This window comes from Streptomyces sp. ME02-8801-2C, assembly GCF_033793965.1.
Taxonomy (GTDB): domain Bacteria; phylum Actinomycetota; class Actinomycetes; order Streptomycetales; family Streptomycetaceae; genus Streptomyces.
Genome location: NZ_JARAXP010000007.1, coordinates 85,825 through 101,332, shown reverse-complemented (window position 1 = coordinate 101,332; position 15,508 = coordinate 85,825). Strand labels below are relative to the sequence as shown.

14 protein-coding genes are annotated in these 15,508 nt (G+C 70.9%); 9 read left to right on the top strand and 5 right to left on the bottom strand.

Annotated elements, in window-relative coordinates; all coding sequences use genetic code 11:
- Positions 1 to 60 precede the first annotated feature (60 nt).
- From PV396_RS23415 to PV396_RS23405, 3 genes are all read right to left on the bottom strand, one after another.
- Positions 61 to 330, bottom strand: coding sequence for a hypothetical protein (locus PV396_RS23415; RefSeq protein ID WP_319207573.1), 270 nt, complete (start codon positions 328 to 330; stop codon positions 61 to 63).
- Between the two features lie 126 nt (positions 331 to 456).
- Entirely contained in the window at positions 457 to 1,320 is an 864-nt protein-coding gene (locus PV396_RS23410; RefSeq protein ID WP_319207571.1) for an anti-sigma factor, read from the bottom strand.
- Entirely contained in the window at positions 1,317 to 1,859 is a 543-nt protein-coding gene (locus PV396_RS23405) for a sigma-70 family RNA polymerase sigma factor (protein ID WP_307631175.1), read from the bottom strand. Before PV396_RS23405 ends, PV396_RS23410 begins: the two co-directional genes overlap by 4 nt.
- Positions 1,860 to 2,120: 261 nt before the next feature.
- Between PV396_RS23405 and PV396_RS23400 the strand changes: the two genes are divergently transcribed.
- The 4 genes from PV396_RS23400 (at position 2,121) to PV396_RS23385 (ending at position 9,078) form a co-directional block, all read left to right on the top strand.
- Positions 2,121 to 3,659 carry a DUF4331 domain-containing protein gene (locus tag PV396_RS23400; protein ID WP_319207569.1) on the top strand — a complete coding sequence of 513 codons (1,539 nt, stop codon included), beginning with the start codon at positions 2,121 to 2,123 and terminating at the stop codon, positions 3,657 to 3,659.
- A gap of 159 nt (positions 3,660 to 3,818) precedes the next feature.
- Positions 3,819 to 5,486, top strand: a complete 1,668-nt coding sequence (locus PV396_RS23395; RefSeq protein WP_319207567.1) for a tetratricopeptide repeat protein — start codon at positions 3,819 to 3,821, stop codon at positions 5,484 to 5,486.
- Entirely contained in the window at positions 5,483 to 7,309 is a 1,827-nt protein-coding gene (locus PV396_RS23390; RefSeq protein ID WP_319207565.1) for a sulfite exporter TauE/SafE family protein, read from the top strand. Before PV396_RS23395 ends, PV396_RS23390 begins: the two co-directional genes overlap by 4 nt.
- Positions 7,310 to 7,413: 104 nt before the next feature.
- Complete coding sequence (locus tag PV396_RS23385) at positions 7,414 to 9,078, top strand: serine/threonine-protein kinase (RefSeq protein ID WP_319207563.1); 1,665 nt, start codon at positions 7,414 to 7,416, stop codon at positions 9,076 to 9,078.
- Positions 9,079 to 9,099: 21 nt separating this feature from the next.
- Here PV396_RS23385 and PV396_RS23380 read toward each other — a convergent pair whose 3' ends face one another.
- Entirely contained in the window at positions 9,100 to 9,906 is an 807-nt protein-coding gene (locus PV396_RS23380) for an SGNH/GDSL hydrolase family protein (protein WP_319207561.1), read from the bottom strand.
- 311 nt (positions 9,907 to 10,217) lie between these two features.
- On the opposite strand from PV396_RS23380, the gene PV396_RS23375 reads away from it, so the two are divergent.
- The 3 genes from PV396_RS23375 (at position 10,218) to PV396_RS23365 (ending at position 13,516) form a co-directional block, all read left to right on the top strand.
- Positions 10,218 to 11,429, top strand: coding sequence for a S8 family peptidase (locus tag PV396_RS23375; protein WP_319207558.1), 1,212 nt, complete (start codon positions 10,218 to 10,220; stop codon positions 11,427 to 11,429).
- 209 nt (positions 11,430 to 11,638) lie between these two features.
- Positions 11,639 to 12,733, top strand: a complete 1,095-nt coding sequence (locus PV396_RS23370) for a DUF5925 domain-containing protein (protein WP_319207556.1) — start codon at positions 11,639 to 11,641, stop codon at positions 12,731 to 12,733.
- A 15-nt stretch (positions 12,734 to 12,748) separates the two neighbouring features.
- A complete protein-coding gene (locus PV396_RS23365; RefSeq protein WP_319207554.1) occupies positions 12,749 to 13,516 on the top strand; it encodes a DUF72 domain-containing protein in 768 nt (255 codons plus the stop codon).
- 118 nt (positions 13,517 to 13,634) lie between these two features.
- Here the strand turns inward: PV396_RS23365 and PV396_RS23360 are convergent, their stop codons facing one another.
- Positions 13,635 to 14,006, bottom strand: coding sequence for a GntR family transcriptional regulator (locus tag PV396_RS23360; RefSeq protein ID WP_319207552.1), 372 nt, complete (start codon positions 14,004 to 14,006; stop codon positions 13,635 to 13,637).
- Positions 14,007 to 14,077: 71 nt separating this feature from the next.
- On the opposite strand from PV396_RS23360, the gene PV396_RS23355 reads away from it, so the two are divergent.
- Positions 14,078 to 15,007: a GNAT family N-acetyltransferase gene (locus PV396_RS23355; RefSeq protein WP_319207550.1), complete on the top strand. Its 930-nt coding sequence runs from the start codon at positions 14,078 to 14,080 to the stop codon at positions 15,005 to 15,007.
- Positions 14,988 to 15,506, top strand: coding sequence for a DUF402 domain-containing protein (locus PV396_RS23350; RefSeq protein ID WP_319207547.1), 519 nt, complete (start codon positions 14,988 to 14,990; stop codon positions 15,504 to 15,506). Before PV396_RS23355 ends, PV396_RS23350 begins: the two co-directional genes overlap by 20 nt.
- Positions 15,507 to 15,508 lie beyond the last annotated feature (2 nt).

Here is a 15,508-nt window from a genome sequence, read left to right as displayed (position 1 = left end):
TGACAAGACCGAACGGCGTCAGCCGGTCGGTGGACGGCGCGGGGACGCCGGCACGGTCGCTCAGCGCCCTCCGAACAGGGTGCGGCTCAGACGACGCAGCGGTGCGAAGAGCGAGAGCCGGCTCACACGCTTGCCGACTTCACTGCGCTGCTTCACGGTGTCCCGCGACGTGAGTTCGAGCATCAGCGAGGTCGCCTCCGCCGTCTCGCGCTGAGGGACGGCGGGTCCCGACAGCACCGAGAGATGGCGGTCGAGGCGCGCCTTGGTCGCACTGCTCCCGCACGTGATCGCAGGGACGCGCGCCCTGCTGTGCATCGTTATCTGTTCCATGTCACTCCCCACCCGTACGAGTCCACCCGGCCCGGGCAGGTTAACCCTATCGCCCCCTCGGGGCACTCGTGTATCTCGGTCACAGGATTCACCTTCCCCACAAGGGTGTTGACGACTCCTCGATGATTACCCTCCGAATCCAACCGATTCCAGGGCGAGTTGGACAACTGGTGCACTGGTGGGCTGTTCTGAGCCCCCGTCGGGTTCGACGGTCACAGCGAGTGATGTGGCCGTTTTGTCGAGACCGGTCGCGACCAAGGGCGTGTCGCCCTTGAAGAGTCCCAGGGAGCGTGGTTGCACATCAGGGCGCATGAGCCACAACTGGTGCACGCGGTCGCTCGGCAGTTCCCCGTATCCACTGAGGGTCACCACCGCGCGCCCCTCGGAGGCGGAGGCGATCGCGGTGATTCCCTGGCCCCGCGCGTCCCGGTCGGTGGTCGATCGCGCGTCGGGAGCGGACAGAACGTCGGCAATCTCACGTGCCTGGGCCTGCGCGGTGTCCAGCTTGTCCTGGGTCTGCGCGTTCTGGACGGCGAACAGCGCGGCGACGACGAGGGCGGCCGCCGCCGTGAGTGTGGCGAGCGGGGCGAACAGAGGGCGCATGCGGGGCGCACGGCGGGCCGGCGGCAGCGGTTCGGTGCCCCAGACGTGTGCCGGGAGTTGGTGGCTGCGCCTGCGGGGCGGTTCGGCCGAGCGTCCGGGGGCGCGTGCCGGGGAATGGGCCGCGGACTGGCCCGGGGACTCCTGCGGGGTCGCGCGGATCGCGGACAGGACCCGGTCGCGCATGGCGAACGGCGGCTGCGCCGCCGTGGACCAGGCCAGCCGGACCGCGTCCTCGGACAGCAGGCGCACCTCGGCGGTGCAGGCGTCGCAGCGGGACAGGTGCTTCTCGAAACGGCGCCGCTCGTCGGGGTCGAGGGCGTCGAGGGCGTAGGGGGCGGCGAGGGAGTGGAGATCCTCGCGGCGGAACAGTCTGCCGAGCGCGCTCATGCGACACCTCCCAGGCATTCGCGCAGTCGGGTCAGTCCGTCGCGCATCCGTGTCTTCACCGTGCCCAGTGGGAGCGAGAGTTGCTCCGCCACTTCACGGTACGTGTAGCCCTCGTAGTAGGCGAGGGTGACCGACTGGCGTTGCAGGGTGGTCAGCCGGTCCAGGCACCGGCGCACCCATTCGCGTTCCATTCCGGCCTCGACCTCTTCCGCCACGTGGTCGAAGGCGGGCCGGTGGGAGCGCTGGGCCTCGCGCTGCTCGCGCTCGCCGGCCGCGCGGGCACTGCGTACCCGGTCGACGGCCCGGCGGTGCGCGAGCGTGAGTATCCAGGACAGGGCGCTGCCCTTCCTGGGGTCGAAGCGCGGTGACGAGCGCCAGAGTTCGAGCAGGACCTCCTGGGACACCTCCTCCGACTGCGCCGGGTCCCGCACCACGCGCCGCACCAGTCCGAACACCGGCCCGGACACGATCCCGTACAGCTCTTCGAAGGCCTTCTGGTCTCCCCCGGCCACGAGAACCAGAAGCTCGTCCGCTCCCACCCGCGTCCCCTCTCTATGGCCGCACACGGCCCCTCCCCGCTCCATCACGCTTGTCACCGTCACCTTAGTTATCCGTAGCGGACGTGCCTCCGGATGGGTACGGATCAACTGCCTTCGAAACGCGGTTCGGTACGAGGTCCGGTACGCGGTTCGGTGGCCTCCCAAACATCTTTGAAAAAGTTTTCAGGTTCGACCAATCCGCCTCCGCGAGGGCTCCGAATCCCCGTCGTCAGGCAAGTTGACACGGTGAGGACGGACGGAATGACGACAACCATCTCCAAGGGCGGCGCGCGGCGCAGGAGCATCGCGACCCTCATCTGTGGCGCGCTGGCCGCCGGGGGGCTCGCGTCCGCCGGCGTCACCGCGCTCGTACCGGGTAAGGCTTCCGCCTCCAGCCACCGCGAGGCTCCGCTGATCTCGGGCACGCCCCAGTTCGACAACACGGACCTGTACGCGTTCGTGAGCCCGGACAAGAAGGACACGACGACGATCGTCGCGAACTGGATCCCGTTCGAGGAGCCGGGCGGCGGCCCGAACTTCTACCAGTTCGCCGAGGACGCCCAGTACGACCTGCACATCGACAACAACGGTGACGCGCAGGGCGACCTCCTGTTCCGCTACACCTTCAAGACGCATGTCAAGAACAAGAAGTCGTTCCTGTACAACACGGGCGCGGTGGACAGCCTGTACGACAAGGACCTCAACGTCACGCAGACGTACGACATCGAGCTGATCAAGCTCAAGAACCAGCGCGTCGTGTCGAAGACGAAGGTCGCCGACGATGTGCCGGTCGCTCCGTCGAACGTCGGCAAGGCGTCGATGCCGAACTACAAGAAGCTGCGGGACCAGGCCATCCACAAGCTGACGAACGGTTCGACGACGTTCGCCGGCCAGGCCGACGACCCGTTCTTCGCGGACCTGCGTGTCTTCGACCTGCTGTACGGCGGGAACCTCTCCGAGGTCGGCAACGACACGCTCAAGGGCTACAACGTCAACACGATCGCGCTCCAGGTGCCGACGCACATGATCGCGGAGTCGTCGAAGCAGCCGGTCGTCGGTATCTGGTCGACGACCCAGCGCCTGAACGCCGGCGGCTACTACTCGCAGGTCTCGCGGCTGGGCATGCCGCTGGTCAACGAGGTCGTCAACCCCATCAAGGACAAGGACAAGTTCAACGCGTCCTCGCCGTGGCAGGACGCCCAGTTCCTGAAGAACGTGACCAACCCCGAGCTGCCGAAGCTCATCGAGGCGATCTACAAGATCCCCGCGCCCAAGGAGCCGCGCAACGACCTGGTGGACGTCTTCCTCAAGGGTGTGAAGGGTCTCAACCAGCCTCCGTACGTCACCCCGGCCGAGGAACTGCGCCTCAACACCTCGATCGCCCCGAACATGCACCCCAAGCGTCTCGGTGTCCTCGACGGTGACACCGCGGGCTTCCCGAACGGCCGTCGCCTCACGGACGACGTGATCGACGCCTCGCTGCAGGTCGTCGAGGGTGAGCTGCTCGGTGCGAAGAACGACCTCGGTGACGCGGTCGACAAGAACGACAAGAACTTCGAGAAGTACTTCCCGTACGTGGCTCTGCCGACCGAGGGTTCGCGTGGCCCGCTCGCCAAGGGCACCAGCGGCACCAACGACGTCCGCAGCCAGCTCGGCGACGCCCTGCAGCCCGCCGGCACCGCCGGTGGCACCGACACCATGCTGATCGCCGGTTCGGCGGCGGCCGGTGCGGCCGGGTTCCTGCTGATCTTCGCCGGCGTCGTGTGGTGGCGGCGCAACATGCGGAACCGGGCGTACTGACCCGCTGTTCGTCCCCACCCCCACCAGCTGGCGCGGCCCGCTCGTATCCATCCCCCACGGCGCGGGCCGCGCCGCACACCCGTCGGCTCCCGGCCCCACCCGGGTGTCGACACCCTGATCCCGCACGACTGACCCGCCCAGGCAACACAAGGAGAGGGCATGCCCCCGCGTACGAACGACAACGCACCGGCCAGTGAGCTCGGCACCCGGCCGACGGACGCACCGGGGGCAACGGCCACACCCGAGACGGAGGCGTTCACGGACGCCGCGCACACGGAACACAAGAACACCCCGCACGGCACCACCCCGACCGCCCCGGCACCGGCCTCAGCCACAACCGAGCCCGAGGCGGCCCCAGAGCACGCGGACGCCGAACCCGAGGCCGCCCCGCACAGCGCCGCCCCGACCGCCACGGCGACGGCCCCGGCCGGATCGGGCGAAGCCCAGGACGAGCGGGTTGTTGCCGTTCGGCGGGTCGGGGAGTCGTCGCGGCGGTGGCGGGCTGTGCAGCTCGGGGCCTGTGCCGTCGCGTTGGCGGTGGCGTTCACCGCGGGGGCCGTGGTGCTGGGGGCCGTTCGGGACGGGGGCGGGACCGCCAACGTCTCGTCCGCGCCCGCCGCGATGTCACCCGCGCTGCTCGCGAGCGGCAACCTCGACGCCAGCATCGCCTCTCTCCAGGCCCATCTCCGGGCGCAGCCCAAGGACTTCGGCAGCTGGGCCACCCTCGGGCTCGCCTATGTGGAGCAGGCTCGCACCAAGGGCGACCCCTCCCGGTACCCGCAGGCCCAGCAGGCCCTGAACCGGTCCCTCGAGCTGGAGCCCGACAACGACCCCGCCCTCGCCGGGCGCGCCGCCCTCGCCGCCGCCCGCCATGACTTCCCCGGTGCCCTCAAGTACTCGGACCAGGCCCTCGCGCAGAACCCGTACAGCGAGCGCGCCCTGTCCACCCGTATCGACGCCCTCGTCGAACTCGGGCGCTACGACGAGGCGTTGAAGGCCACCGACGAGGCCGACGCCAAGCGGCCCGGGGTGCCTGTCTTCACCCGGTACGCGTACGTGCGTGAGCTGCGCGGCGATGTCGCCACCGCACGGCGTGTGCTGGAGCAGGCGCTCAACTCGGCCACCTCGCGCGGGGACATCGCGTACGTGGCCACCGCGCTCGGGCAACTCGCCTGGAACCAGGGCGAGTACAAGTCCGCTCTGGAGTTCTACGCCCGTGCGCTGGCCGCCGACGACGCCTACCTTCCGGCGTTGGAGGGCCGCTCCCGCGCCCAGTTCGCCGACGGTGACCAGGCCGGTGCGATCAGGGGCATGGAGGACGTCGTCTCCCGCTATCCGCTGCCAGGCCCGCTCGTCGAACTCGGCGAGCTGTACGAAGTCCGGGGCGGGGACGGCGACTTGGCGAAGGCACGCGACCAGTACGCGCTCGTCAACGCCTGGACGGCCATCGCCCGCGCCAACGGCGTCAACGCCGACCTGGACACGGCGCTCGCCGCCGCCGACCACGGCGACCGGAAGTCGGCGCTGCGCGCGGCCCGCGCCGAGTGGGACCGCCGCGAGACCGTGCACACGGCCGACGCCCTCGCGTGGGCCCTGCACGTCAACGGCAAGGACGAGGAGGCGCTCCCTTACGCCCGCCGCGCCACCGCGACCGGCTACCGCAACGCCTCCTTCCTCTACCACCGCGGCATGATCGAGCAGGCCACGGGCCACGCCAAGGAAGCCCGCGCCTCGCTCGCCGCCGCCCTCGAACTCAACCCCGGTTTCTCCCCGTTGGGCGCCCGCAAGGCCCGTACGGCTCTCAAGTCCCTGGAGGCGGCGAAGTGAAGCCCCGTCGTGCGGCCGTCTCCGGCGCCGCCCTGTTCACGGCCGTCTGCGCGCTCGTGCTGGCGCCCGCCCAGGCCGCGAGCGCGCATCCGCTCGGCAACTTCACCGTCAACCGGTACGACGGTCTCGTCGTCGCCCCGGGACAGCTGCGGGTCGCGCATGTCGAGGACCTCGCCGAGATCCCGGCGACCCAGGCCAAGCCCGACATCGAGAAGCTGGGGCTGACCGAGTGGGCCGGGCAGCGGTGTGCGACTGCCGCGCAGGGCAGCAAGGTCACCGTCGCCGGACGTACGGTCGCACTCTCCGTCGGCAGCGCCAAGGCGAGCACGCGGCCCGGTCAGGCGGGCCTGGACACCCTGCGCGTGGAGTGCGCGCTCACGGCCGCTCTCCCCGAGGTCGCCGAAGGGGACACCGTCGCCCTCGGCTTCCACAGCGCGGGCACCGAGTCGGGGCCCGGTTGGCGGGAGATCACCGCGCGCGGCGACCGGATGACGCTCGCCGGGTCCGACGTACCGAAGAAATCGGTCTCCGGTGAACTCACCAGCTATCCGCAGGAGTTGCTCTCCTCCCCGGCGGACACCCCGACGGCCGCCCTGCAGGTGCGCGCGGGCGGCCCGGCCCTCGTCGAGAGCGGCGGGAAGGACGCGCCGGCCTCCTCCGTGCTGCCGCGCGGCGCCGACCGCTGGACGCGCGCGCTGGACTCCCTGGTGGCCCGGCACGACCTCACGATCGGCTTCGCCGCGCTGGCCCTGGTCATCGCGGTCTTCCTCGGCGCGATGCACGCGCTCGGCCCGGGCCACGGCAAGACCCTGATGGCGGCCTCGGCCGCCGCCCGGGGCGGCAGGGCCCGCCTGCGCGACGTCATGCCGCTGGCCGCGTCGGTGACGGTCACCCACACGCTGGGCGTGGTCGCCCTGGGCCTGCTGGTGACGGCCGGTTCGGCGGCGGCACCCTCGGTGATCGCGTGGCTGGGCGTGGCGAGCGGCGTACTGGTGACGGGGGCGGGCCTGACCCTCGTACGCCGGGCCTGGCGCCAGCGCGCACACCACGCCGCGCAGTCCCACCCCCATCCGCACGACCATGACCACTCGCACGACCACGACCACGGTCATTCCCACGACCACGGTCACTCCCATGACCACGACCATGGCCATGACCACGAGCACCCCCACAGCCACACCCACGTGGCCGACAAGGCGCCGGAACGCGAACTGGTCCTCGCCCACGCGGCGCACGCACACTCGCACACGGAGACGGCCCCCACCGCTTCCGCCCTCGCCGTCGCGCCCGCAGCCGCACCCACGCACGTGCACGACCACCAGCACGATCACGGTCACAGTCACGATCACTCGCCCAACCACCACGACCACCACGACTCTCACGACCACGGTCACACCCACGAGCACCACGACCACAAGCACTCCGACACCACCCTCGAACACACTCACGGCGGCTTCACCCACACGCACGCCATCGCCCCCACCGTTCGGGGCACGATCCTGCTCGGGTTCGCCGGTGGGCTCGTGCCCAGCCCGTCGGCCGTGGTCGTGCTGGTCGGGGCCGCCGCGCTGGGCAAGGCCTGGTTCGGGTTCATGCTCGTACTGGCGTACGGGGTCGGGCTGGCGCTCACCCTCACCGGCGCCGGGTTCCTCGTGGTGAAGCTGGGCAGCGGGGCCAACCGGCTGCTGGACCGGCGTCCGGGGCTGGCCGGCGGTCCGCTGGTCACACTCGTCCGGCGTACCGCGCCGCTGGCGTCCGCGTTCCTCGTTGTCGCACTGGGTGCCGGATTGGTGCTCAAGGGGGCGGCAGCCGCATTCAGCTGAGCTACTTTTGGGAAGAAATCAGGCGGAGTGCAGAAAATCGGTGTGCGATGAGATCGAAGACGAGATCGAGTCCGTGAACGTGCGGCTGCGACAGGGGGACGCTCATGTCCGACCAACCGGGCAGTGAACGTGTGATCGCGGGACGCTACCGGCTGCTCTCACCGCTCGGCGAGGGCGGTATGGGCACGGTGTGGCTGGCCCGTGACGAGGTCCTGCACCGCGAGGTGGCGGTCAAGGAGGTGCGCGCGCCCGCCGGACTGCCGACCTCCGAGATCGAACGCCTGTATGCGCGACTGGAGCGCGAGGCCTGGGCCGCCGCCCGCGTCTCGAACCGGAACGTCGTGACGGTCTACGACGTGGCGAATGACGGGGGCCGGCCCTGGATCGTCATGGAGGTGGTCCGCGGGCTCTCGCTCGCCGACCAGCTGGACGCCGAGGGACCGCTGCCGCCGCAGCGGGCCGCGCACATCGGTGCCGAGGTGCTCTCCGCGCTGCGGGCCGCCCACGAGGCCGGGGTGCTGCACCGGGACGTGAAACCGGCCAACGTTCTGCTGTCCAACGACGGCCGCGTCGTGCTCACCGACTTCGGTATCGCGACCGTGGAGGGAAGCTCGGCGCTCACCATGACCGGCGAGGTCATCGGTTCCCCCGAGTTCCTCGCTCCCGAACGGGCGCTGGGGCGCACCCCCGGCCCCGAGTCGGACCTGTGGTCGCTGGGCGTGCTGCTGTACGCGGCGGTCGAGGGCAACTCCCCCTTCCGGCAGAACACCCCGCTCAGCACCCTGCGCGCGATCGTGGACGAGGAGTTGCCGCCGCCCCGGCGGGCAGGTCCGCTGACGCCCGTCATCGAGGGGCTGCTGCGCAAGGATCCGGCCGAGCGGATCGCCGCCGCGCAGGCCGAACACGATCTGCGGATCATCGGGGCGGGGGGCACCCTGCGCGCCGAGACCGGCCCGACGGCCCCGTACGCGGCACCGACCATCGCGGCGGCTTTTCCGCAGCATCCGACGACGCCGCCTCTGCCGACCCCCGTTCCCACGGCGGCGACCCGGCCCGTCCCGCCTCCGCCTCCCCCTCCGTCGGACACCTTTGGGACCCGCTCGGCCGAACCCGACCGCAACCGCCGGGCGGCCGTCGTCCTGGTCGCGGGCCTCGCCGCCGTCGCGCTGGCGGTGGCCGGACTGACCTACGCGCTGCTGAACGGGGACAACGGCACGGGCGACAACAACGCCGATGTGGGCAGCAGCACCAGCGCCGGGCAGAACAACGACGGTACGGGTGGCGCGAGTTCGCCGAAGAACAGCCCCAGCAAGTCAGCCGACGAGGAGAGCGGGTCTCCGAGCAGCGGTGACGGCGGCAGGACCTCGCAGCCGGCGCAGAGCGTGGAGGTCCAGGTCACCGGCTCGGACACCGACTACTCGGGGTCCTGCCCGCCGCCCAACTCCGAGGCGCCCGGGTTCACGGCGACCTTCACGGTGGGCAACGTGCCCACGAAGGTCTCCTACCGGTGGGTGACGGAGAAGGGGGCCGCTCCGGAGCAGGGCTGGCGGACTCTGTCGTTCCCGGCGGGCGGCGACAGGACCAAGCAGAACAAGGTCTATGTGACGACGTACGACAAGAGCGGGACGATCAGGAACGCGATCGGCGTCGAAGTCCGCGAGCCGGTGAGCGTGAAGTCCAACACCGTGCCGTTCTCGGTCACTTGCGAGCCGGAGACGGAGACGGAGACCCCGACGGACGGGGCCTCCTCTCCCGCGAGCACGCCCTGAGTCCGGGCGTCGGACGTCCGGTCAGGCGTTGTCGGTGAGTGCCGGGAGGTAGCCGCCCGACTGGCCGGCGGCCGTCGGGTGGTACGACTCGCCGATGTTGAGCAGGTTGAGGCTGTGCAGCCACGAGCTGCCCGAGCAGATCTCGTGACCGGTGAAGGCCGACTTGACGTCACCGAAGGCGAAGCCGTGGTCGGCGGCCCGCTTGGCGAGTGCGCTGTTCAGGTAGTCGGACGCCCCGTTGATGGCGGAGCGCTTGGCCTCGGAGAGGCCCAGGCAGGCCTGGCCGAGCTTGTAGAAGCGGGGGTAGCCCAGGACGACCACATGGGCGGCGGGCGCCCGGGAGCTGATGGCGTCGTACACGTTGTCGAGCTGACCGGGGAGGGTCGAGTCGACGTACGCCTTCGCGGTGTTGATGCGGGCGAGGCAGGAGCTGTCGGACTGGAGCACGCAGGTCGTCATGACGTCGGCGAAGCCCGCGTCGTTGCCGCCGACGCTGATCGAGACGAGGCCCGTGGCGGAGCTGAGCGGGGTCAGCTGATTCGCCAGAACATCACCCGTTCGAGCGCCCGAGCAAGCGGTGAAGTTGAAGCTGGAGGGTGAGTGGGCGGCGGCCCAGAGGTACGGGTACGCCTTGGTGCTGCGCTTGCAGTCGCCGCTGGAGCTCATGTAGCTGCCGGCGCCGACCCCCGAGGAGTAGGAGTCGCCGAGGGCCACATAGCCGGTGGCGGCGGCGAGTTGGGACGCCTGCGCCGACGTGGCCCCGGTGAGGGCGATGCCGGCGGCGAGGAGGAGCGAGGTCACGTATGCCGTAATTCGGGAACGTCTCATGGAACCTCCCTTTAGCAGGATCTCTGCCTCAACGTTCGTACCAACTACGCGTGTTGAACGGAAGTGTCCATGCCAAGACTTTCCGGCCCAACCGGAACGGATCAACCACCTTCACGTTGCGCCGTATTACGTGCTCATGACATGCGCGTGACAAACCGTCAGGCCTCTTGAGCAACTCCCGCCCATGACCGAGCCTTTACCTCAGCCCGGGCGGAACGCGACGCTCCGGGTCGTGTCCGCACCAGCGGGCATCCCCCCACAGACGCACCCCCACCCAGGCGTGTGCTGCCTCAGAGGAGGACTCCCTCGTCATGGCACAACCGCACAGCAGGAAGATCAGGACCGTCGCGACCACCGTCGTGGCAGCCGCCGCTCTCGTCGGCGGACTCACCGCGCTACCCGCCCAGGCCGCCCCGGCACCCGCCGAGGGCAAGGTGCTGGCCGCCGGCTCCCCCACAGCCGTCAAGGACAGCTACATCGTCACGCTCAAGAAGACGGCGGGCCTCAAGGCCGCGTCGAGCGCCGGCAAGAACCTGATCGGCGAGTACGGCGGCACGGTGAGGAAGACGTTCAGCAAGGCGCTGAACGGCTACACGGCAACCCTCTCCGCGGCCGAGGCCCGCAGACTCGCCGCCGACCCCGCGGTGGCCACCGTCGAGCAGAACCAGACGGTGCACGTCGACGCCACGCAGGCCGGCGCCCCCTGGGGCCTCGACCGCATCGACCAGGCCGCCCTGCCGCTGTCCGGCACCTACACCTACCCGGACACGGCCGGAGCCGGGGTGACGGCGTACGTCATCGACACCGGCGTACGCATCACGCACTCCCAGATCAGCGGCCGGGCCACCAACGGCTACGACGCCGTCGACGGCGACAACGTCGCCCAGGACGGCAACGGCCACGGCACCCACGTCGCCACCACCATCGCGGGCTCGACCTACGGTGTCGCCAAGGCGGCGAAGATCGTGGCGGTCCGGGTGCTCGACAACGCCGGCTCCGGCACCACGGCCGGCGTCATCGCGGGCATCGACTGGGTGACCGCGAACCACAGCGGCCCCTCGGTCGCCAACATGTCCCTCGGCGGCGGCGCCTCGACCACACTGGACGCCGCGGTCTCCAACTCCATAGCCAGCGGCGTGTCTTACGCGATCGCGGCCGGCAACAGCAACGCCAACGCCTCGTCCTCCTCCCCCGCGCGGGTCGCGGCGGCCATCACGGTCGGCGCCACCACCAGCACGGACGCCCGGGCCAGCTACTCCAACTACGGCTCGGTCCTGGACATCTTCGCCCCGGGTTCCTCGATCACGGCGGGCTGGAACACCAGCGACACCGCGACGAACACGATCTCCGGTACGTCGATGGCCACCCCGCACGTCGCGGGCGCGGCCGCCGTCTACCTCGCGGGCCACACCTCGGCCACCCCGGCCCAGGTAGCCACGGCACTCACGAGCGGCGCCACCACCGGCGTGGTCACCAGCCCGGGCAGCGGCTCCCCGAACCGCCTGCTGCGGCTCGTCCCGTAACACCGGTTCCGTAGTACCCCTCCCGTAGTACCCGTCCCGTCGCGGTAACTCGCGCGAACCGAACGGCAGTTCCCCGGAGGCAGCCGGCGCCTCCGGGGAACGTCGTGTACGCATACGGGAAGGTGTCGCGGGGAACGACCGGCACCAGGGCGCCGCGCGCGCCCTGGAAACCGGGTGCGCACGGCGCCCTGGTGCCGGATCATGGCGGCATGTCTGCGAACCCACACGACGCGTTGCCGATCCGGCTCAACGTCGACGACAGCGACTCCCCGTCCGACGTCGTCGACGCGCTGTTCCTCGGCCGCTTCGCGACGGGCGAGCAGCCGTACTCCCACGCCGTGAACATCGACCGCGTACGGTCCGGGGCAACGCTTCTCCCGTCGGACGCCCGCGTTCTGCGCGCCGCGCGCGACGACGACCGCAGCACCACCCTCGCGGAGGGCGACGGCTGGACCCTGCTGGTGTCCCGCTGGAACCGGGGTGCCGACGTCACGGTGACGGCGACTTCCCCCGAGCTGGCCGCGAAGGTCGTCGACCGGGCGACGGACGGTGCGGCGGACGAGCCCGAACCCCAGCCGGAGGACGTGACGATGGGCTTCTGGTACGTGTCCCCGCGCCGGGGCCCGCACCGCACGACCCGTCAGATCTCGGCGGGCACGTGGGACGAGGTCCGCGCCAACTACACGGCACCGGTGGCGGACGCGATGGACGGCCTGATGAAGACGACGCCGGAGGACATCGCGGGCCGGCTGCTGCTGCTCCACGGCCCGCCGGGCACCGGCAAGACGTCCGCGCTGCGCACGCTGGCCCGTGCCTGGCGGGACTGGTGTCAGGTGGACTGCGTCCTGGACCCCGAACGACTGTTCTCGGACGTCGGCTATCTGATGGACATCGCGATCGGCGAGGAGGACGGCACGGGCAAGGGCCGTTGGCGTCTGCTCCTGCTGGAGGACTGCGACGAACTGATCAGGGGCGAGGCGAAGCACACGGCGGGCCAGGCCCTCTCCCGCCTGCTGAACCTGACCGACGGCCTCCTCGGCCAGGGCCGCAACGTCCTGGTGGGCGTGACGACCAACGAGGACCTGGAGCGTCTCCACCCGGCCGTCGTCCGCCCCGGCCGCTGTCTGGCTCGTATCGAGGTGGGTCCGCTCACGCGCCGGGAGGCGACGACCTGGCTGGGCACCGAGGAGGGAATCGCCCGCGAGGGCGCGACCTTGGCCGAGCTGTACGCCCTGCGCAGGGGAACCAGCCCGACCTCGGTGCCGGATCCCAGGGAGAGCGCGGACGCAGGGCTGTACCTGTAGTGGTTTCATGAAGGTATGACCCTGTTCGTCGGTACGTCGGGGTGGCAGTACAAGGACTGGCGGGGCGTCCTCTACCCGACCGGGTGCCCCTCCAGGCTGTGGCTGGAGGAGTACGCGGCGCGCTTCGCGACGGTCGAGATCAACAACGCCTTCTACCGGCTGCCGACCCGGGAGACCTTCGAGACCTGGCGGGAGCGGACCCCGCCGGACTTCGTGGTCACGGTCAAGGCCAGCCGTTTTCTGACGCACATCAAGCGGCTGCGGGACCCCGAGGAGCCGGTGCACCGCCTGATGAGCCACGCGGCGGGCCTGGGCGACCGGCTCGGTCCGGTCCTGCTCCAACTGCCACCGACCCTGCGCGGCGACCCCGGTCTGCTGGACTACTGCCTGTCCCGCTTCCCGGCCGGGACCCGGATCGCCGTGGAGCCGCGCCACGACTCCTGGTGGACCGGGGACGTGCGCGAGGTGCTGGAAGCCCGCGGGGCCGCGCTGTGCTGGGCGGACGTGCGGTCCCGCCCGGTGACCCCGCTGTGGCGCACCACCGACTGGGGTTACGTCCGCTTCCACGTGGGCCGCGCCCGCGCGTGGCCGCACTACGGCCGGCGGTCACTGAGGACATGGGCCGACCGCATCGCCGAGGCGTGGTCAGAGAGCCAGGACGTGTACGCGTACTTCAACAACGACCCGACGGGCGCGGCGGTGGAGGACGCGGCGGAGTTCGCGAGAGCGGCACGGGCAAAGGGCCTGCACGTCACCCGGACACCGGAACACCTGAGCACGTGAGGACCCGATGACCGAAGAGCCGAGGACCGAAGACCCGAGCACCGCAACACCCGGCACCCGGCACCCGGCACCCGGCACCCGGCACCCGGCACCCGGGGCACGCTGAAGTGCTCCCCGTTCACCCCTCCCCGTAAGCCGCCCGCAGAGCGTCCCGTACGGCGTCGAGTGCCGCCTCGGACCCCAGCCCCAGTCGCCGGACCCGCTCCGCATACCCCTGCGCGGCGACCGCCGCCTCCCGCTCCGCCGCCGAGCCCGCTGCGGCGACGAGCGTCCCGTTGCGGCCCCGCGTCTCGATCACCCCGTCCGCCTCCAGCGCCCGGTACGCCTTGGCGACCGTGTTCGCGGCGAGCCCGAGCGACTCGGCGAGCCCCCGTACGGTGGGCAGCCGGTACCCCACCGGCAGCGTCCCGGCGCGGGCCTGCTCGGAGATCTGGGCGCGCACCTGCTCGTAGGGGGGCGCGCTGTCGTCGATGCGGATCTTCAGGGTCACGCGGCGATTGTCCCGCACCGGCCGGAAAATAGGAGGCATCCGCCGTACCTCCCCGCGTACCGTCCGAGCTCATGACACCGACCGTGCGCGCCCTGCGTCCCGAAGACCGAGCCGGCGTCGAGGCCTTCGCCCGCGTCCGGCGCATCATCCTGCCCTTCATCCTGTCCAACGCGGAGAGCGTCGCGTACGACATCGCGCACACCCACCCCGAGGCCCGCTTCCAGGCACTGGTCGCCGAGGAGGACGGCGAGGTCATCGGCACGGCCCAGACCGGAGTCGTGTACGACAGCGCGGAGCCCGGTCAGGGGTTCGTCAACGTGTACGTGCACCCGGAGCACCTGCGTCGCGGCGCGGGCACGCTCCTCGTCCGCACCGCCGAACAGCACCTCGCCGCCGCCGGGGTGACGAAGTCCTTCGCCTGGGTGCTGGACGCACCCGACAACCGCGCCTTCGCCGAGCGCCACGGCTACCGTTCCAGCCGCAGCGCGCACTTCCTTCTCCTGGACCTGGCGAACCGCGAGCTGCCTCCGCTCCAGGATCCTCCGCCCGGTGTCGAGATCGTGCCGGCCTCCGACTTCGCCGCCGACCCGCGCCCGCTGTTCGACCTGGATGCGGAGGTGTCTTCGGACGAACCGAGTGACGTGGACTACGAGTTCACGGACTACGAGGCCTGGCTCAGCGAGACCTGGCAGCACCCTCTGTTCAGCTCCGAGCTGACCTCGGTCGCGGTCGTCGACGGCCGCCCCGCCGCGTTCAGCGCGGCCCGTACCGACGGGTCCACCCGCTACGGCACCGTGATGACCGGCACCGCCCGCGAGTTCCGTGGCCGCGGCCTTGCGAAGCTCGCCAAGAACGACTCCCTGCACCGCGCCCGCGCCGCCGGGTACACGCAGGCGCTGACGGGCAACGACGCCGGGAACGGCCCGATGATCGCCATCAACAAGTGGTTCGGTTACGAGATCTGCGCGACGGAGGTGCGGTATGTCCGCGAACTCGTCTGAGGCCGCGCCGCGCTCCCCGTCCGTACCCACGGTGAACGTCGTCCTGGTCAAGGGCGGCCGTACGAAGATCAGTTACCTGGCCGAGCTGCTCCACGACGACGGCACACGCCTCGCCGTACGGGCCGCCTGGGCCGGCGACGGGGTCCGTGACTTCGGCTTCGTCCGCTTCGAACCCGGCGACCTGTTCACCGAGTACTACTGGCGGGACCGCTGGTACTCGGTGAAGGAGGTGCGTGACGCGGCGGGCACGCTGAAGGGCTGGTACTGCGACATCGCCCGCCCCGCCACACTCACCGGCACCGATCTGGTCGTCGAGGATCTCGACCTCGACCTGTGGCGCTCCGCCGACGGCACGGACGTACGGCGGCTGGACGAGGACGAGTTCGAGGAGAGCGGGCTGGCGCGGTCGGACCCGCCGGCCGCGTCGGCCGCCGTGGCGGCTCTCGACGAGCTGGAGGCGCTGGCGCGCGAAGGCGGCTTCGAGAAGCTGCTCGCCTGAAC

Bases quoted from the DNA above. Each gene is read 5' to 3' on its own strand.
- PV396_RS23370 (WP_319207556.1), top strand. From the start codon at position 11,639: ATGTCTGCGAACCCACACGACGCGTTGCCGATCCGGCTCAACGTCGAC.
- PV396_RS23355 (WP_319207550.1), top strand. From the start codon at position 14,078: ATGACACCGACCGTGCGCGCCCTGCGTCCCGAAGACCGAGCCGGCGTC.
- PV396_RS23410 (WP_319207571.1), bottom strand. From the start codon at position 1,320: ATGAGCGCGCTCGGCAGACTGTTCCGCCGCGAGGATCTCCACTCCCTC.
- PV396_RS23375 (WP_319207558.1), top strand. From the start codon at position 10,218: ATGGCACAACCGCACAGCAGGAAGATCAGGACCGTCGCGACCACCGTC.
- PV396_RS23380 (WP_319207561.1), bottom strand. From the start codon at position 9,906: ATGAGACGTTCCCGAATTACGGCATACGTGACCTCGCTCCTCCTCGCC.
- PV396_RS23400 (WP_319207569.1), top strand. From the start codon at position 2,121: ATGACGACAACCATCTCCAAGGGCGGCGCGCGGCGCAGGAGCATCGCG.
- PV396_RS23365 (WP_319207554.1), top strand. From the start codon at position 12,749: ATGACCCTGTTCGTCGGTACGTCGGGGTGGCAGTACAAGGACTGGCGG.
- PV396_RS23350 (WP_319207547.1), top strand. From the start codon at position 14,988: ATGTCCGCGAACTCGTCTGAGGCCGCGCCGCGCTCCCCGTCCGTACCC.
- PV396_RS23395 (WP_319207567.1), top strand. From the start codon at position 3,819: ATGCCCCCGCGTACGAACGACAACGCACCGGCCAGTGAGCTCGGCACC.
- PV396_RS23415 (WP_319207573.1), bottom strand. From the start codon at position 330: ATGGAACAGATAACGATGCACAGCAGGGCGCGCGTCCCTGCGATCACG.
- PV396_RS23385 (WP_319207563.1), top strand. From the start codon at position 7,414: ATGTCCGACCAACCGGGCAGTGAACGTGTGATCGCGGGACGCTACCGG.